Source organism: Baekduia sp. (genome assembly GCF_035318805.1).
GTDB lineage: Bacteria > Actinomycetota > Thermoleophilia > Solirubrobacterales > Solirubrobacteraceae > Baekduia.
The window spans coordinates 19,925-35,961 of record NZ_DATHDY010000055.1 but is presented as its reverse complement, the minus strand read 5'-3'; the positions used below and the strand labels follow the sequence as shown (position 1 = coordinate 35,961).

The 16,037-nt window shown below is 70.4% G+C and carries 13 protein-coding genes, 1 pseudogene and 1 riboswitch; of the genes and pseudogenes, 13 read left to right on the top strand and 1 reads right to left on the bottom strand.

The features are described 5' to 3' along the window. The 7 genes and pseudogenes from VK501_RS13185 to VK501_RS13155 all read left to right on the top strand — a co-directional run. Positions 1-427: pseudogene (locus VK501_RS13185) on the top strand (ketol-acid reductoisomerase); the annotation flags it as partial. Between the two features lie 51 nt (positions 428-478). Further along, positions 479-560, top strand: a riboswitch (ZMP/ZTP riboswitch). A gap of 19 nt (positions 561-579) precedes the next feature. Continuing rightward, complete coding sequence (serC, locus tag VK501_RS13180; protein ID WP_324338008.1) at positions 580-1,713, top strand: phosphoserine transaminase; 1,134 nt, start codon at positions 580-582, stop codon at positions 1,711-1,713. Next, positions 1,710-3,308: a phosphoglycerate dehydrogenase gene (gene serA, locus VK501_RS13175; RefSeq protein WP_324338006.1), complete on the top strand. Its 1,599-nt coding sequence runs from the start codon at positions 1,710-1,712 to the stop codon at positions 3,306-3,308. The genes serC and serA overlap by 4 nt, the downstream gene beginning before the upstream one ends. A 211-nt stretch (positions 3,309-3,519) precedes the next feature. Further along, positions 3,520-4,770: an extracellular solute-binding protein gene (locus tag VK501_RS13170; RefSeq protein ID WP_324338004.1), complete on the top strand. Its 1,251-nt coding sequence runs from the start codon at positions 3,520-3,522 to the stop codon at positions 4,768-4,770. Positions 4,771-4,841: 71 nt separating this feature from the next. After that, a complete protein-coding gene (locus VK501_RS13165; RefSeq protein WP_349261011.1) occupies positions 4,842-5,726 on the top strand; it encodes a sugar ABC transporter permease in 885 nt (294 codons plus the stop codon). Continuing rightward, entirely contained in the window at positions 5,723-6,553 is an 831-nt protein-coding gene (locus VK501_RS13160; protein ID WP_324338000.1) for a carbohydrate ABC transporter permease, read from the top strand. The genes VK501_RS13165 and VK501_RS13160 overlap by 4 nt, the downstream gene beginning before the upstream one ends. Positions 6,554-6,565: 12 nt before the next feature. Further along, on the top strand, positions 6,566-7,774 hold the full coding sequence (locus tag VK501_RS13155) for a sn-glycerol-3-phosphate ABC transporter ATP-binding protein UgpC (protein ID WP_324337998.1): 1,209 nt from the start codon (positions 6,566-6,568) through the stop codon (positions 7,772-7,774). Between the two features lie 112 nt (positions 7,775-7,886). On the opposite strand, the gene VK501_RS13150 is transcribed toward VK501_RS13155, so the two are convergent. Next, the gene (locus VK501_RS13150) at positions 7,887-8,732 is read right to left on the bottom strand and encodes a hypothetical protein (RefSeq protein ID WP_324337996.1); all 846 of its coding nucleotides are present in this window, start codon (positions 8,730-8,732) and stop codon (positions 7,887-7,889) included. 173 nt (positions 8,733-8,905) lie between these two features. On the opposite strand from VK501_RS13150, the gene VK501_RS13145 reads away from it, so the two are divergent. The 6 genes from VK501_RS13145 to VK501_RS13120 all read left to right on the top strand — a co-directional run bounded on the left by VK501_RS13145 (position 8,906) and on the right by VK501_RS13120 (position 15,843). Then, positions 8,906-10,069 carry an ABC transporter ATP-binding protein gene (locus VK501_RS13145; protein WP_324337994.1) on the top strand — a complete coding sequence of 388 codons (1,164 nt, stop codon included), beginning with the start codon at positions 8,906-8,908 and terminating at the stop codon, positions 10,067-10,069. Continuing rightward, the gene (locus tag VK501_RS13140; RefSeq protein ID WP_324337992.1) at positions 10,066-11,277 is read left to right on the top strand and encodes a spermidine/putrescine ABC transporter substrate-binding protein; all 1,212 of its coding nucleotides are present in this window, start codon (positions 10,066-10,068) and stop codon (positions 11,275-11,277) included. The genes VK501_RS13145 and VK501_RS13140 overlap by 4 nt, the downstream gene beginning before the upstream one ends. Before the next feature lie 10 nt (positions 11,278-11,287). Next, complete coding sequence (locus tag VK501_RS13135; RefSeq protein ID WP_349261010.1) at positions 11,288-12,157, top strand: ABC transporter permease; 870 nt, start codon at positions 11,288-11,290, stop codon at positions 12,155-12,157. Further along, entirely contained in the window at positions 12,154-13,017 is an 864-nt protein-coding gene (locus VK501_RS13130) for an ABC transporter permease (protein ID WP_324337986.1), read from the top strand. Before VK501_RS13135 ends, VK501_RS13130 begins: the two co-directional genes overlap by 4 nt. Before the next feature lie 33 nt (positions 13,018-13,050). Beyond that, the gene (locus VK501_RS13125) at positions 13,051-14,055 is read left to right on the top strand and encodes a zinc-binding dehydrogenase (RefSeq protein WP_324337984.1); all 1,005 of its coding nucleotides are present in this window, start codon (positions 13,051-13,053) and stop codon (positions 14,053-14,055) included. A gap of 168 nt (positions 14,056-14,223) precedes the next feature. Then, positions 14,224-15,843, top strand: coding sequence for a 2-isopropylmalate synthase (locus VK501_RS13120; RefSeq protein WP_324337982.1), 1,620 nt, complete (start codon positions 14,224-14,226; stop codon positions 15,841-15,843). Positions 15,844-16,037: the final 194 nt, after the last annotated feature.

The following is a 16,037-nucleotide window of genomic DNA, read 5'->3' as shown; positions in this document are numbered from 1 at the left end:
TCTCTTCGGCGAGCAGGCCGTGCTCTGCGGCGGCGCCAGCGCGCTGGTGCAGGCGGGCTTCGACACGCTGGTCGAGGCCGGCTACGACCCGCAGATGGCCTACTTCGAGTGCCTCCACGAGCTCAAGCTGATCGTGGACCTGATGTACGAGAAGGGCCTCTCGGGCATGCGCTACTCGATCTCCAACACGGCCGAGTACGGCGACTACACCCGTGGCCCGCGCGTCGTCAACGACGACACCCGCGCCGAGATGAAGAAGATCCTGGGCGAGATCCAGGACGGCACGTTCGCGCGCGAGTGGATCGCCGAGAACCGCGCCGGCCAGGAGAGCTTCAAGCGCATGCGCGCCGAGCAGGCCGACTCGCAGGTCGAGCACGTCGGCAAGGACCTGCGCTCGCACATGGACTGGATCCAGACCGAGTTCTAGTCGCTTCGGGCAGCGCGCGCCGGCCCGGCGCGCGCCGTCCGCTATCGTCCTCGGGGCCGTCGCAACTGGCGCCTCGAGGTGGGTCACCACCGGGGAGCGGCGGACACGAACGCCGCGCGCCTGGGCACTCAACGGAGACCACGAGGAGCCCCATGACGACGAGCGCGACCACGCTCACCATCCCGGAAGAGCTCAAGCCCGCAGACGGCCGCTTCGGCTGCGGCCCGTCGAAGATCCGGCCTGAGCAGATCGCCAAGCTGGCCACCGAGGACGCCCACCTGCTGGGCACCTCCCACCGCCAGAAGCCGGTCAAGGACCTGGTCGCCCGCGTGCGCGGCGGCCTGAGCGAGCTCTTCTCCCTGCCCGACGGGTACGTCGTGGCGCTCGGCAACGGCGGGACGACCGCCTTCTGGGACGCCGCCGCGGCCGGCCTGATCCGCGAGCGCTCGCTGCACCTCAGCTTCGGCGAGTTCTCCAACAAGTTCGCGAGCGTGGCCGCCGGCGCGCCGTTCCTTGCCGACCCGATCGTGGTCAAGAGCGACCCGGGCGACGCGCCCGCGCCGACCTTCGAGGCCGGCGTCGACGCCGTGGCGTGGGCCCACAACGAGACCTCGACCGGCGTCATGGTGCCGGTCACCCGGGTGGGGGCCGATTCCGGCGCGCTGGTGCTGATCGACGCCACGTCGGGCGCCGGCGGCCTGCCGGTCGACATCGCGCAGAGCGACGTGTACTACTTCGCCCCGCAGAAGTCCTTCGCCGCCGACGGCGGCCTGTGGCTGGCGCTGCTGAGCCCGGCGGCGCAGGAGCGCATCGCCGAGATCCCCGCGCGCGAGGATCGCTGGATCCCCGAGTTCCTGTCGCTGGCGACGGCGCTGGACAACTCGCTCAAGGACCAGACCTACAACACGCCCGCGCTCGCCACGCTGATCCTGCTCGACGCGCAGCTCGAGTGGTTCAACGGCAACGGCGGCCTGGACTTCGCGGTCGGTCGCAGCACCGAGTCGTCGACCGCGCTGTACGAGTGGGCGGAGGCCTCGGAGTTCGCCACGCCGTTCGTCGCCGACCGGGCCAAGCGCTCGCTGGTCGTCGGCACGATCGACTTCGCCGAGGCCGTCGACGCGGCGAAGGTCGCCGCGACGCTGCGCGCCAACGGCATCGTCGACACCGAGCCCTACCGCAAGCTCGGCCGCAACCAGCTGCGGATCGGGATGTTCCCCGCGATCGAGCCCGACGACGTGCGGGCGCTGACGCGGTGCATCGACTTCGTCGTGGAGGAGCAGTCATGACCCGCGTCCTGGTGGCCGAGAAGATCGGCGCCAGCGGCATCGACCTGCTCCGGCAGCACTTCGACGTCGACACCGCCTTCGACGACGACGGCTTCGACTTCGCGGCGCGCATCGGCGACTACGACGGGCTGCTGATCCGCTCGGCGACCAAGGTCACCGCCGACGTCCTCGAGCAGGCGACCAACCTGAAGGCCATCGGCCGCGCCGGGGTCGGCGTCGACAACGTGGACGTCCCCGCCGCGACCAAGCGCGGGATCATCGTGGCCAACGCGCCCGAGTCCAACGTCGTCACCGCCGCGGAGCACACGATGGCGTTGCTGCTGGCCCTGGCCCGCAATGTGCCGCAGGCCCACGCCGCGCTGACCCAGGGCAAGTGGGAGCGCTCGAAGTGGTCGGGCATCGAGCTCGAGGGCAAGACGCTCGGGATCCTCGGCTTCGGCCGCATCGGCCAGCTCGTCGCCGCGCGCGCCAAGGGCTTCGGCATGCGCATCGTCGCGTTCGACCCGTTCGTGTCGGCCGAGCGCTACAAGGAGCTCGGCGTCGTCAAGGCCGACGACTCCGACGGCGTCTACGACGTCGCCGACTTCCTGACGCTGCACCTGCCCAAGACGCCCGAGACCGAGGGCTGGCTGGACGCCGAGGCGCTCGCCAAGTGCAAGGACGGCGTGCGCGTGCTGAACGTCGCGCGCGGGCCGCTCATCGTCGAGGACGACCTCATCGCCGCGCTGGACTCCGGCAAGGTCGGCGCCGCCGCGCTGGACGTCTTCCGCTCCGAGCCGCTGACCGAGAGCCCGCTCTTCGGCCGCCCCAACGTCATCGTCACGCCGCACCTCGGCGCGTCGACCGCCGAGGCGACCGACCGCGCCGGCTTCCAGGCCGCCGAGCAGGTCGTCGCGGCGCTCACCGGCGGCGCGGTGACCACCGCGGTCAACGTGCCGGCGATCAAGGCGGAGGACCTGGAGGTCCTCGGGCCCTACGTCCCGCTCTGCTCGCACCTCGGCCGCCTGGCCATGGCGCTGGCCGAGGGCTCGTCGGTGGACCGCGTCGAGGTCGAGCTGCTGGGGCGGATCGCCGGGCGCGACACGCGCCCGCTGGCGACCGCGACGCTGCTCGGCGTGCTGCACGGCCACACCGAGGAGGACATCAACGCGGTCAACGCGCCGGCGGTCGCCGAGGAGCGCGGCATCGAGCTCGTCGAGACCAAGAACGCCACCGCGCGCGACTTCGAGAACCTCGTCCGCGTGACCGTCGTCGCGGGTGACCGCCGTGAGCGCGTCGTCGGCACGACGTTCGGCCGACTGAACCGCCCGCACCTCCTCGAGGCGTGGGGCCAGCGGTTCGACGTCCAGCTCGACGAGCACCTCGCGGTGTTCCGCTACGCCGACCGGCCGGGCATGATCGGGCGCATCGGCACCGCCTTCGGCGAGGCCGGCGTCAACATCGTCTCCGCCGCGGTCGGCCGCCAGGCCGATGACGCCGACGCCGACCACGAGGCCGTGATGGTCGTCACCACCGACGGCGCGGTCCCCGGCGAGGTGGTCGACGGCGTGGTCGCCGGCGACGGCTTCACCAGCGGTCGGGCGATCACGCTCTAGGGGTGCCGTAGGCGGCCAGCGAGGCCGAGGCCCACGACGGCCAGCCGTCGCCGCCGGAGGTGGGTCCCCAGTCGCGATAGCGACACAGTCTCCTCGGTCGCGGGCGGCGGGCCGGGGGAGACCTCGTCCGCCGTCCGCGCACCGGCGCACCGAAAAGACGTCGGCGACCTCCGGTTCGTCGGCGCCCGGTCCGGGTACCGAACCTGACGCGATGACGAGTCGGGTCATCACGGCACTCGGACTCCTGGCGACGGCCGCCCTCGTCGCCGCGTGCGGAGGCGGCGGCAGCTCCTCCGGGACCGTCACGCTGAACTGGTGGGCGGGCAACCAGCCGGGCGGCTCGTTCCAGAAGGCGGCGGCCTACTGCTCGCAGCAGTCCAAGGGCGAGTACGACATCAAGGTCAACCTGCTGGGCACCGACGCCGACACGCAGCGCCAGTCGCTCGTCCGGCGCCTCGCCGCGGGCGACAGCTCGATCGACCTGATGGCCATGGACGTCGTGTGGACCGCCGAGTTCGCCGAGGCCAAGTGGATCCTCCCGTTCCCCGCCGCCCAGGCGCAGGAGCTCAAGCGCGACCGGCTCGCCGGCCCGCTGAAGACCGCGACCTACCAGAACCGCCTGTACGCGGCGCCGGGCAACTCCAACACGCAGCTGCTCTGGTACCGCAAGAGCCAGGTCAAGGGCGCGGTGCCCACGACATGGTCGCAGCTGATCTCCGAGGCGGTGAAGCTCAAGACGACCATCGCCTACACCAACGCCCAGTACGAGGGGACGACCGTGTGGTTCAACTCGGTCATCCAGAGCGCGGGCGGGTCGATCCTGAACTCCAAGGGCGGCGTCGGCCTCGGCGCGCCGGGCCTGAAGGCCATCGACATCATGCACCAGCTCGCCTCCAGCCCGGCCGCCAACCCGACGCTGCCCGCCGCCAAGGAGGATCAGGCGCGCCAGGCGTTCGAGGTGCCCACCGGCACGGCATTCGAGATCAACTACCCCTTCGTCTACGCCTCGGCGCAGAGCAACACCACCGTGCCCACCCTGAAGGACGACATCGCCTGGGCGCCGTACCCCTCGGTGCAGGAGGGCGGCTCGGCGAAGGCGCCGATCGGCGGCTTCAACTGGGGCGTCGGCTCGCACACCAAGCACGCCAAGCAGGCGTTCGACGCCGCGACGTGCCTGTCGAGCGAGCAGCCCGAGCGCCTGTACGCGCAGCTCGACAGCCTGCCCCCGACCCTGGCGAAGGTCTACGACGACCCGAAGTTCAAGAAGAGCTACCCCTTCGCGGACCTCGTCCGCAAGCAGATCGACGACGCCGGCGTCCGGCCCGTCACCCCGCTCTACGCCGACGTCTCGCTGGCCGTCTACACGACGCTGTCGCCCGCCAGCAAGGCCGACCCCGAGCCGGCGCTCTCCAAGCTGACCCAGCGCCTGCACAACGCCCTCGACTCGAAGGGGCTGCTGTGAGCACCTCGGCCACCGCCGCCGGCAGCGCCGAAGTCCAGGCCGCCGAATCCGGCAGGCCGGTCAAGGCCAAGCTGAGCAACCGCACGAAGGCCGAGCGCAAGTTGGCGTGGATGCTCTGCGCGCCCGCCGCGGTCGTGATGCTGGCGGTCACCGGCTACCCGATCCTCTACGCGGTCTGGCTGTCGCTGCATCGCAGCGACCTGCGCTTCCCCGACCGCAGCGCCTGGATCGGGCTCGACAACTACGTCACGGTCCTGTCGGCCAACCTGTGGTGGAAGGACCTCTTCCACACCGTGGTGCTGACCGCCCTGTCGGTGAGCATCGAGCTCGTCCTCGGCATGCTGCTCGCGCTGGCCATGCACCGCGCGATCTTCGGCCGCGGCCTGATCCGCACGTCGGCGCTGGTCCCGTACGGCATCGTCACCGTCGTCGCGGCGTTCGCCTGGCGGCTCGCGTTCTCCAAGGCCGACGGCGGCTTCGTCCCCGCGGTCCTGCACCTCCAGAATGACCCGCTGATCACGACCTGGTCGACCTACCTCACGGCGATCCTCGCCGAGGCGTGGAAGACCACGCCGTTCATGGCGCTGCTGCTGCTCGCCGGCCTGGCCCTCGTCCCCGACGACCTGCACGAGGCCGCCAAGGTCGACGGCGCCAGCGCCTGGCAGCGGTTCTGGAAGATCACGGTGCCGCTGATGAAGCCGACGATCCTGGTCGCGCTGCTCTTCCGCACCCTGGACGCGTTCCGGATCTTCGACACGGTGCAGGTGCTGTCCAACGGCTCCAACCGCTCGCTGGAGACGGTCAGCCAGCTCGGCTACAACACGCTGCTGACGCGTCTGAACCTCGGGCTCGGCTCGGCGGTCAGCGTCCTGGTCTTCGTCTGCGTGCTCCTGATCGCCGCGGCCTACGTGCGGTTCCTCGGCGCGAACCTCAGCCAGCGGGGAGGCGGGGGATGAGCGTCGACCGCCAGCGCCTGTTCGGCTGGGCCGGCGCGGAGGTGATCATCGTCGTGGCGGCGCTGTTCCCGGTGCTGTGGCTGCTGTCGCTGTCGCTGAAGGACCCGGCCTCGGTCAACGACGGCCGGCTGATCCCCAAGGCGTTCTCCTTCGACAACTACAGCAGCATCTTCGACGAGAACATCTTCACCGCCGCGCTGCGCAACTCGATCGGCATCGCGCTGATCTCCACGGTGATCGCCGTCGCCCTCGCGTCCATGGCGGCCTACGCGATCGCGCGGCTCGAGTTCCCGGGCAAGCGCGTGATCCTCGGCGCCTCGCTGGCCATCGCGATGTTCCCGCCGGTGTCGATCGTCGGCCCGCTCTACAACATGTGGCGCACCCTCGGCCTGTACGACACGTGGCCCGGGCTGATCATCCCCTACATGACGTTCACGCTGCCGCTGGCGATCTTCGTGCTCAGCGCGTTCTTCCGCGAGATCCCGTGGGAGCTCGAGCAGGCGGCGCAGATGGACGGGGCCACGCCGCTGCAGGCGTTTCGCAAGGTCATCCTGCCGCTCGCCGCGCCGGGCGTGTTCACCACGGCGATCCTCGTGTTCATCTACGCGTGGAACGACTTCATCTTCGCGCTGTCGCTCACGTCCACGACGCGCGCGCAGACGGTCCCGCCGGCGATCCAGTCGTTCACCGGCGTCTCGCAGTTCACGGCTCCGACCGGGGCCATCGCCGCGGCGGCGATCATCGTGACCATCCCGATCGTGGTGATGGTCCTCCTCTTCCAACGGCGCATCGTGGCGGGTCTCACCGCCGGCGCGGTCAAGGGCTGAAAGGAGCACTCCATGGCCACCATCACGCTCGACGACATCACCAAGCGCTACGACGACGGGTACGAGGCCGTCAAGCACCTCGACCTCGAGGTCGCCGACGCCGAGTTCCTCATCCTGGTCGGCCCGTCGGGGTGCGGCAAGTCGACCGCGCTGCGGATGATCGCCGGCCTGGAGGACATCACCGACGGGCGGCTGCTCATCGACGGCGCGGTCGTCAACGACCGCGCGCCGAAGGACCGCGACATCGCGATGGTGTTCCAGAGCTACGCGCTGTACCCGCACATGACGGTCGGCGAGAACATGGCCTTCCCGCTCAAGCTCGCCAAGCTCCCGCAGGAGGAGATCGACCGGCGCGTCGCCGACACCGCGAAGATCCTCGACCTCGAGCAGCACCTGGACCGCAAGCCGGCCAACCTCTCCGGCGGCCAGCGCCAGCGCGTCGCCATGGGCCGCGCGATCGTCCGCAGCCCCTCGGTCTTCCTGATGGACGAGCCGCTGTCGAACCTCGACGCCAAGCTCCGTGTGCAGATGCGCACGGAGGTCTCGCGGATCCAGTCGCGGCTGGAGACCACGACGATCTACGTGACGCACGACCAGACCGAGGCGATGACGCTCGGCGACCGGGTCGCGGTCATGCGCGCGGGCATCCTGCAGCAGGTCGACACCCCCAAGAACCTCTACGAGCGCCCCGACAACCTGTTCGTCGCCGGGTTCATCGGCTCGCCGTCGATGAACTTCTTCCTGGGCACCGTCGAGGGCGACCACCTCAGGCTGCCGTTCGTCGACGTCCCGCTCGACGACGCGCACCGGCGCGCGCTGGAGTCCGGCGGGATCCGCGGCGACATCATCGTGGGCATCCGACCCGAGCACTTCGAGGACGCGACGCTGGTCGGCGACCAGTCGGTGCACGGCGTCACGTTCGACGCGCCGATCGAGGTCACCGAGTCGATGGGCTCCGAGGTGTACGCCTACTTCGCCTACGAGGGCGGCGACGTCACCCACGACGAGCTGGCCGACCTGGCGGCCGACACCGGCGCTGCGGACCTGCCCGACACGGGCGGCCGCGCGGTCGCCCGGCTCGACGCCGAGACCTCGATCGCCCATGGCTCGCCGGCCAAGCTCTGGATGGACAGCAGCCGCATCCAGCTGTTTGACCCCGAGGACGGGCGCGCGATCCGCGCCGAGGCGACGTCGGCGCCCGCGGCGGCGCCCACCGCGTAGGAGACTGTGTCGCTATCGCGACTGGGGACCCACCTCCGGCGGCGACGGCTGGCCGTCGTGGGCCTCGGCCTCGCTGGCCGCCTACGGCACCCCTAGCGTCCGGCCCGGAGCCTCAGCCCTGCCCCGCGCGCAGGCGGGCGAGGACGTCCTCGCTCCACTCGTGCGTGCGCAGCAGGCGGTAGCGATCGGACCCGACGCGCAGGTAGGCGTCGGCCTCCGTGCCCCGGCCGAGCATGCCCGCGTCGCGCAGCAGCGTCACGACCGGCACGTACTCCTCCTCGTACCAGCGCGTGGCGAGCTCCTTGCGGTCCATCATGCGTTCATGCTCCTGCGTCCAGCGCCAGCCCCACGCCTCGACGTTCTCGGCCAGCTGCGCCAGCGCCCAAGGGTCGCTCGTCGCGACGCGCGCGCGGGCGTCGGCCGGCAGCGGGATGCGCTCGAAGAACACGCGCTCGTGGCTCTTGAGCGGGAGGTCGCCGATCTGGAGGTCGCGGGCGGCTCCGATCCGGGTGACCACCTCGGTCACGTGGGCGTCGATGACGTCGAAGCCCAGCGCCCGCGACACCGACACGCGATGGTGGCCGTCCTTGACGAAGTAGGCCTCGCCGACCTTGTACAGGTCGACCGGCGGCATCTCCTCGCCGCGACGCATCGCGGTGGCGATGCGCTCCCAGCGCGCCCGGACCTCCGGCGTGGTCGGGCGGAAGTGGCGGTCGAAGCCGCGCGTGCGGTCCACGGTGCCGACGACCGCGTCCAGCGGCACGACGCGGGTCCCGGCGTCGCGCTCCTGCAGGCGTCCCAGCGCGGAGACGACCTCGTCGAACGGCAGGATGTGGTCGACCTCGCCCGGCTCGCGGCGCAGCCAGCGGCGCAGGCGCGAGACGGCCAGCCTGCGGCGGGCGCGGAGGAAGTCGTCCTGGGCGTCGGCGCCGGCGAGTCCGGTGCTCCTCGGGGGCACGCCGTGCAAGGTACTCCGTGTCGGAACCGGGGCGCCGATGTGGCTATCGTCTACTCCGCATTGGCCAACAGTGGGTCCGGGCCGTACACCCTGGCGGCTCAAAGCCCGTTGACGCGCGTCTGCAGCTCTGCCTAGTGTTGGCCGGAGTGGTGCAGTCCACAGAGGAGGGGCACATGGAGGGGACACCGATCGCCGCTCTGCCGGAGGATCCGGTCGACGTCGCCGCGTCGTCCGAGACCGACATCCGGCTGGAGGGCGTCACGAAGCGCTTCGGCGACACGGTCGCCGTCGACGACCTCACGCTCTCGATCGAGCGCGGCGCCTTCTACGCCCTGCTGGGCCCGTCCGGCTGCGGCAAGACCACCACGCTGAGGATGATCGGCGGGTTCGAGGACCCCAGCGCCGGGACGATCTACCTCGGCGGCGACGCCGTGACGAACCTGCCGCCCTACCGCCGGGACGTCAACACGGTCTTCCAGTCCTACGCGCTGTTCCCGCATCTCAGCGTGGAGCGCAACGTCGCCTTCGGGCTCGAGCGGCGCAAGGTCAGCAAGGCCGAGGTGCGCCGGCGCGTCGGCGAGACGCTCGAGCTGGTGCAGCTCGGGCCACTGGCCAAGCGCAAGCCCGCCCAGCTCTCCGGCGGCCAGCAGCAGCGCGTCGCGCTCGCCCGCGCCCTGGTCAACCATCCGCGGGCCCTGCTGCTCGACGAGCCGCTCGGCGCGCTGGACCTGCGCCTGCGCCGCCAGCTGCAGATCGAGCTCAAGCGCATCCAGCGCGAGGTCGGGATCACGTTCGTCCACGTCACGCACGATCAGGAGGAGGCCATGAGCATGGCCGACACCATCGCGGTGATGAACGAGGGACGGATCGAGCAGGCCGGCAGCCCGGTGGAGCTCTACGAGACGCCGGACACGGAGTTCGTGGCGCGGTTCCTCGGAGTGTCCAACCTCGTCGATGCGAAGCTCAGCGAGCGGGCCGGCGACCTGTGCACGGTCGTCACCCACGACGGCGCGCGCCTGCTTGTGCCGTCCGGGCGCCTGGGACAGGATGCGGCGGACGCCGTCCGGGTCGGGGTGCGGCCCGAGAAGATCGATCTCGTCGCCGCAGGCACCGAGGTGCCGGCCGGGCGCAACGTCCTGCGCGGCACCGTCACCGTCGGCGCCTTCCTCGGTGTCTCAGTCCAGTACCTCGTCCGCGCAGCGGGCGGGGAGGAGCTGACCGTGTTCGCCCAGAACCGGTCCGGCTCCGATTCATCGGCCTTCGGGCCAGGCCAGGATGTGCTCCTGACGTGGGAGCCCATGCACACGTTCGTCGTCAAGAGGAGTCCCCAGGAATGACCGATCCGTCAGTCGAGCGCGCGCTCGAGAGGCTGTTTCTCGAGGGCGGCGTCTCGCGCCGGAGGTTCCTCGGCCGCGCCGGCTCCGCCGGGCTCGCCGCCGCGGGCCTGTCCTCGGTGCTGGCCGCCTGTGGCGGCGTCAAGGGCGAGAGCGCCAACGCGCCCAAGGGCACGCCCAAGCCCGCCGCAGTGAACCATCCGAAGACCGCCATCGGGCAGCTGACGTTCTCGAACTGGCCGCTCTACATCGACAAGAAGGTCATCAAGGACTTCGACAAGCAGTACGGCGGGACGACGAAGTACCTGGAGGACATCAACGACAACTACGAGTTCTTCGGCAAGGTCCGCCAGCAGCTCACGCGCGGCGAGTCGATCGATCGCGACATCGTCACGCTGACCGACTTCATGGCCGCACGCTGGGTGCGCAACGGGTACGTCGAGCCGATCGACAAGAAGAATGTCCCGAACGCCAGGAACCTGGTCGCCAACCTGAAGTCGATCAACTACGACCCGCAGCGCACCTACACGCTGCCGTGGCAGTCCGGCGGCACCGGCATCGGCTACAACCGCAAGAAGACCGGGCGCAAGATCGAGAGCGTCAACGATCTCTTCGACCCCGCGTTCAAGGGCCGGGTGACGATGCTGCAGGAGCCCTACGACTCGGCGTGCCTGGTGCTCTGCGGTATGGGCATCGACCCGTCGACGGCCAAGATCGACGACATCCTGAAGGCCATCGACAAGATCGACCAGGCCAAGTCGAGCGGCCAGATCCGGCGCTTCACGGGCAACGACTACGCGACCGACCTGTCCAAGGGCAACGTCTGGCTCGCGGTCGCCTACTCCGGTGACCTCGTGCAGCTCCAGGCCGACAACCCGGACCTGGAGTTCGTCTTCCCGAAGGAGGGCTCCATGCTGTTCACCGACAACATGATGATGCCCAAGGGCGTCGCGCACCCGTACGCGGCCGAGACGATGATGAACTACGTCTACGAGCCCGAGGTGGCCGCCAAGATCGCCGCCTACGTGAACTACATCACGCCCGTCGACGGGGTTCAGGAGGTGCTGGCCAAGACGGATCCCAAGCTGGCGCGCAACCCGCTGATCTTCCCCGACGACGCCGTCCGCTCGCGCCTGAAGTCCTACCCAGCGCTGTCGCCGGCCGACGAGCGGACCATGCAGGACGCCATGGCCAAGGTCACCGGAGGCTGAGGCAGGCTTGCTGCGCCTGAGCCTCAAGCGCCGGCGGGCGCTGCTGCCCTATCTGTACCTCGCGCCGGGCCTGGCGTGGCTGATCCTGTTCTTCCTGATCCCGCTGGCCAACCAGGCCAACGTGTCGCTGCAGACGGGCAACCCCGAGACGGGGTACTCGTTCGCGTGGCACTTCGCGACCTACACCGACGCGATCTCGGAATACCACACGCAGTTCCTGCGCTCTCTGCTGTACGCCGGGATCGCGACGGTGCTGTGCCTGATCATGGCCTTTCCGCTGGCGTACTTCATCGCCTACAAGGCCGGGCGCTACAAGAACCTGCTGCTCCTGCTGGTGGTGCTGCCGTTCTTCGTCTCGTACGTGCTGCGGACGGTGTCGTGGCAGCTCATCCTCGCCGACGACGGCTGGGTCGCCGACACGCTGCGCTCGGTCGGCCTGCTGTCGAGCGACGGCCGGCTGCTGGCCACGACGCCCGCCGTGATCGCCGGGATCACGTACAACTTCCTGCCCTTCATGGCCCTACCGCTCTACGTGTCGCTGGAGAAGATCGACCGCCGTCTGCTCGAGGCGGCCACCGACCTGTACGCCAGCCGCGCGACGGCGTTTCGCAAGGTGACGCTGCCGCTCGCGATCCCGGGGATCTTCGCGGGCTCGCTGCTGACGTTCATCCCGGCCTCCGGCGACTTCATCAACGCCGCGCTGCTCGGTACCCCGAACCAGCACATGATCGGCAACGTCATCCAGAGCAAGTTCCTCAACATCCTGGACTATCCGACGGCGGCGGCGCTGTCGTTCTTGCTGATGTCCATGATCCTCATCGGGATCTTCCTCTACGCCCGGGTGCTCGGCGCCCGGAACCTGATGGAGTCGGCAGGGTGACCAGGCGCGACCGGATCCGCACCTGGGGGCTCGGCGTCTGGGCGGGCCTGACCCTCCTGTACCTGTTCATCCCGGTCTTCATCGTCGTCCTGTTTTCGTTCAACGACAACAAGGGCCGGTTCAACTTCACCTGGCAGGGCTTCACGCTGCGCCACTGGAATCATCCATTCGCCGACAGCGACCTGGCGCAGGCGCTGCAGAACTCGGTGTCGATCGCCGTGATCTCGACGCTCATCGCGGTCACGCTCGGCACGTTCATGGCGATGGCGCTGGTCCGCTACGGCTTCCGCGGTCGGTCGGCCACCGACATGTTCGTGTTCCTGCCGCTCGCGACGCCCGAAGTGGTGCTGGGCGCAGCGCTGCTGGCGCTGTTCCTGACGCTGAACGTCAACACCGGCTTCGTGACGATCGTCATCGCGCACGTGATGTTCACCATCTCCTACGTCGTCGTGACCATCCGCGCGCGGCTGGAGGGCATGGATCGCCACATCGAGGAAGCCGCGATGGACCTCGGCGCCAACGAGTGGACGACGTTTCGCAAGGTGACACTGCCGCTCATCGCCCCGGGCGTCGCCTCGGCCGCGCTGCTGGCCGCCGCGATATCGATCGACGACTACGTCATCACCAGCTTCAACGCCGGCCAGACCCAGACGTTCCCGCTCTACATCTTCGGCGCGACCCGCCAGGGCGTGCCGGCCGAGGTCAACGTGCTGGCCACGATCCTGCTGATCGTGGTCCTCGGCCTCATGGCGGTCAACGTCGCGATCCAGCGCGCGCGCTCGCGGCGGGAGATGCGGATCGCGGGTGTGGAGCCCGCCGACATCGGCAGGGAGCTGGCCGAGGCCACCGCCCGCGGGTAGGCGCTCGCCACAACTCGGCTAGTGTCGCGCGCCATGCGCGCCGTCGTCATCACCAAGCACGGGGACCCATCGGTCCTGCAGGTGCAGCAGCGACCCGACCCGGCGCCGCCGGGCCCGGGGCAGGTCGCCGTGGCGGTGCGGGCCGCGGGCGTGAACTTCGCCGACACGCTGGCCCGCGTCGGGCTCTACGACGACGCGCCGCCGCTGCCGAGCGTCGTCGGCTACGAGGTGGCCGGGGAGATCGCCGCGGTGGGGGAGGGCGTCGACGCGGGCCGCGTCGGCGAGCGGGTCATGGCCGGCACGCGCTTCGGCGGCTACGCCGAGCAGGTGGTCATCGCCGTCGACGACGCCATCGCGCTGCCCGACCGCCTCAGCTTCGAGCAGGGCGCCGCGATCCCCGTCAACTACGCCACTGCGTGGGCAGCGCTGCTGGGCTTCGGCTCGCTGCAGCCCGGCGAGCGCGTGCTGGTGCACGCCGCGGCGGGCGGCGTGGGGATCGCGGCGCTGCAGCTCGCGGGCCGCCACGGCGCCGAGGTCCACGGCACCGCCTCGCCGGGCAAGCACGCGCGGCTGGCCGAGCTGGGCCTGGACCACGCCATCGACTACCGGCGCTCGGGGTGGCACCGCGATCTGCCGAGCTACGACGTCATCCTGGACCCGATCGGCGGGCAGTCCTTCGCGCGCTCCTACGCCCTGCTGCGCCCCGGCGGCCGGCTGATCGCCTACGGCGCGTCGTCCATCCACGAAGGGGAGACGCGCTCGCTGCGCCGGGTGCTGCCGCAGGCCGCGCGCATGTTCCGTGGGTTCAACCTCATCAAGCAGATGGGCGAGTCCAAGACGATCATCGGGCTCAACATGCTGCGCCTCTGGGACGACCGCGGCACGCTGCAGCCCTGGATCGGGCCGCTCGCCGAGGCCCTGGCCGACGGGGCCGTCGCGCCGGTCGTGCACGCCGCGGTCCCGTTCGACCAGGCGCCCGAGGCGCACCGCATCCTCGCCGCACGCGAGAACGTGGGCAAGGTGGTGTTGGTCCCGTAGGCACCGGCTGCTACGCTCGCAAGCAGGACATGTCGTACCTCCTGCTCGACCTTAGACTTCTTCTGCTCCTCCCCCGCTAGGGGGATGAGCTGCGCGTGGCGGCCGCCAGAAGCCGCGAACCACTGAGAGTCGAAGCACCCGAGCCGAACACCAACGGAGAAGAACCACATGTCGCTGATCCCCGAAGACCCGAACCGCGTCCTGCTGTTCGACACCACCCTTCGCGACGGCGAGCAGTCGCCGGGCATCTCGCTGAACACGGCGGAGAAGCTCGAGATCGCTCAGCAGCTCTCGCGCCTCGGCGTCGACGTCATCGAGGCCGGGTTCCCGATCGCCTCGCCCGGCGACTTCGACGCCGTCCGCACGATCGCCCGCGACGTCAATGGCCCGGTCATCTGCGCGCTGGCCCGCGCCAACGCCGCCGACATCGACCGTGCATGGGAGGCGATCCGCGAGAGCGAGCGACCTCGGATCCACACCTTCCTGTCGACGTCCGACATCCACATCGAGCATCAGCTGCAGTCCACGCGCGAGGACGTCAAGGGGCTGGCTCGCGCGTCGGTCGCGCAGGCCAAGGCGCTCTGCGACGACGTCGAGTACTCGCCGATGGACGCGACGCGGTCCGACATCGAGTTCACCGCCGAGGTCGTGCAGATCGCCCTCGACGAGGGCGCGACCACCATCAACATCGCCGACACAGTCGGCTACGCGACGCCCGACGAGTACGCCGCGTTCCTGACGCGGCTCTACGAGCTGGTCCCCGCGCTGCGCGGCGTCGTGCTGTCCACGCACTGCCACGACGACCTGGGGCTGGCGGTCGCCAACTCGATCGCGGGCGTGCAAGCCGGCGCGCGGCAGATCGAGTGCGCGGTCAACGGGATCGGCGAGCGCGCCGGCAACGCCGCGCTGGAGGAGCTGATCATGCTCCTGCACACGCGCCGCGCCCACCTCGGCTACACGACCGGCGCGGTCACCACCGAGATCGCGCGCACGAGCCGCCTGGTCTCGCGCCTCACCGGCTACGCGGTGCAGCCCAACAAGGCGATCGTCGGGCGCAACGCCTTCGCGCACGAGTCGGGGATCCACCAGGACGGCGTCCTGAAGGAGCGCTCGACCTACGAGATCATGGACGCCCGGTCTGTCGGGCTGGACGCCAACTCGCTCGTGCTGGGCAAGCACTCCGGCCGCGCCGCGCTGCGCCAGGCGCTGGAGGACCTGGGCTACACGGTCGACGGCGCCCAGCTCAAGCAGGCCTTCGAGCGCTTCAAGGAGGTCGCCGACCGCAAGAAGCAGGTCACGGCGATGGATCTCGAGGCGCTCGTCACCGACGAGCTGCGCGAGGACGTCCAGGGCTACTCGCTCGAGTGGTTCGAGGTCGAGGCGTCCAACCGCCGCCCGCCGCACGCGACGGTCGCGGTCCGCACGCCCGCCGACACGGTCGTCGAGGGGTCGTTCACCGGCGACGGTCCGGTCGACGCGATCTTCCGTGCGATCAACAGCGCCACGGGGATCGACGCGCGCCTGCGCGAGTTCCGCGTCGACGCCGTCACCGGCGGCCAGGACGCGCTGGGCGAGGTCAGCGTCGTCGTTGAGCTCGGCTCGCCCGAGGACGCCGTCAAGACCGACACGCCGGGGGTCCTGACGGGCGCCCGCGTGACGGGCGCCGGGCAGGCCGTGGCGACCGACATCATCGAGGCCGCGGCGATCGCCTACGTGCGCGCCCTCGGCAACGCGGTCCGGCGGGCGCGCGCGGTGCTCTCCGAAGCCGAGCTCGCGCAGACGCCGTAGACGGCTGATGGGGACGCCGGACCTGCTCGCCGCGGACGCCGTCGCGCGGACGGCCGCCGAGCTGGTCCGGGTCCCCAGCGTCACGGGCGACGAGCGCGGCGCGCTGGAACGCCTCGGCGATCTCGCCGAGGCGCTGGGCCTGCGGGCCGAGTTGGTGTCCTACGACCTGCGGGGACTGCGGGCCCACGACGCGT